Source organism: Sulfuricella sp. T08 (genome assembly GCF_000971475.1).
In the GTDB taxonomy this organism is placed as follows: domain Bacteria; phylum Pseudomonadota; class Gammaproteobacteria; order Burkholderiales; family Sulfuricellaceae; genus Sulfuricella.
In genome coordinates, this window is sequence record NZ_DF967597.1 from 1 (window position 1) to 221 (window position 221).

Genomic DNA, 221 nt, shown 5'->3' on the forward strand with positions numbered 1-221 from the left:
CTGCGCACCGTGGTCAATAACTTCCTCGACGACATGCACCGCCCGGCCCTGCCATACAAGTTCAAGTTCAAGTTCTCCGGCTGCCCGAACGACTGCGTCAACTCGATTCAGCGTTCCGACATGGCCACCATCGGCACCTGGCGCGACAGCATCCAGACCGACGACGTACTGGGCAAGAAGTGGTTCGCCAAGCACGGCATGGACGAACTGGTCAACGACGT

At 59.7% G+C, this 221-nt stretch carries 1 pseudogene; it reads left to right on the top strand.

Going from position 1 to position 221, the window contains the following annotated elements:
- Positions 1-221: pseudogene (locus SCT_RS16580) on the top strand (sulfite reductase, dissimilatory-type subunit alpha); the annotation flags it as partial.